Source organism: Mesorhizobium sp. M0938 (genome assembly GCF_040319125.1).
Classification (GTDB): Bacteria; Pseudomonadota; Alphaproteobacteria; order Rhizobiales; family Rhizobiaceae; genus Mesorhizobium; species Mesorhizobium robiniae.
In genome coordinates this window covers 1-1,421 of the sequence record NZ_JAMYNS010000050.1, presented here as the reverse complement: position 1 = coordinate 1,421, position 1,421 = coordinate 1, and the positions used below count along the sequence as shown (strand labels likewise).

General features: G+C 65.9%; 1 protein-coding gene. It reads right to left on the bottom strand.

Annotated features, from left to right (window positions below):
- Positions 1-161: 161 nt before the first annotated feature.
- The coding region (locus NKH73_RS32495; protein ID WP_352939594.1) for an ISNCY family transposase at positions 162-1,421 on the bottom strand (1,260 nt) is incomplete at its 5' end.

The window sequence follows — 1,421 nt, the reverse complement described above, 5'->3', positions numbered from 1 at the left end:
GTTTACCGTAGCTTGCTCCTACTTGCGGGTTGTTTTGGGGCGCTTGGTCGACACCGAGCGCAAGGAACGCGACCGGAAGAGCCTTGCCGAGGGAGAATTAGGGCATGGCGATCATCCGGCGCTCACCGGTGTGCGGCTGACTTCGGCCAAATTGGCAGGCGTCAGGCCGGCTTGAGGCGGGTGAAGAGGGCGAGGTTATAAGCGACGACCGATGACCAGACGTAGGCCTTGAAGTGAGCCTGCCCGCGCCATGTGCAGCGCGCCAGACCGAAGGCCCGCTTCAGGCAGGATATGTTGGCCTCGATGCCGGCCCGGAAGTTTCGCAGCTTGCGGTAGACCCAGCGGCTCTTGACCATGGTGTCGATCGAGAGGCCGCGCTTCTTGTGGAAGGCGACATCGTGCACGCCCAAGGCCTTTGCCCGGCTCAGATTGTCAAGGCTGGCATAGCCGCCGTCGCTGGCCGCTTGTCGCGGCGGCGTGCCATGGCGTGCGATGTGGCGCTCGAGCATGGGAAGGAAGCGTTCGGCATCCGCCGGATTGCCGGCCTCGACGACGACATCGAGGATCAAGCCGCTGCGGCCGGTGGCCAGGTTGAGCTTGTGACCATAGTGCACATCGCGGCCGCCCTTGACGATGATATCGGCATGCGTCTCGAACAGGCTGACCAGCTTCTCGCCGGCCGGCACCGCCTCGCCGGCGAGGACGCGGCGCTCGGCCTGGCTGATGAGGCGCTCGATCAAAGGCAGGTAATGCCTGACTTGGCAGCGCCAGAGTTCGGCTTCGATCGTGGCGCAGGCAGCCACGCCCTGGGCAGCGCGCTGCAGCGCGCTCACGGTGGCGCGGGTGGCCGCGATCAGGTCCCGGTATAGTTTTGCCTTCTGTTGCTTGCCGCGGCTGTACCGGATGGCGAGGGCGCGCTTCTTGGCCAGCCGGCGGTGATTGCGCCAGACGATCGGCGCTACGCCGTGCAGCGCGCTCGCCTCTGTCAGCAGGCGCACCATTACGCGCACCGCATCCCACAGCAGAGAGCTGTCGGTGGGCGCGTGCATCAGCGCCTCGGTCACCGTGCTGTCGATCCGCACCATCGCCCCGTTGTCCACCTTCTCCTGCCGCGCGCTGCCCACCACGGTCCGATTGATCGCCTCCCAACTCGCCGCGCTGATCGCGCTGATCGTCTTGTGCAGCACCGACTTCTTCGGCGACCACGCCAGGGGCAGCCGGGCAAAGGCACGAAACGAGGCGGAATCCTCAAGATGAAAGGCCAGCTCCTCGTAGCTCAGTTGCCGATGTTGCTTGAGCAGCGCGCAGCGCAGCACGGCTTCCGCCGGCAGACCGTGCCGTCCCGTCTCCCGGACCCCGTGCCGGCGCAGATCGTCAATCACCAAACTCAGCAGCGAGCGATGCTCATCGAGCCACTGCGA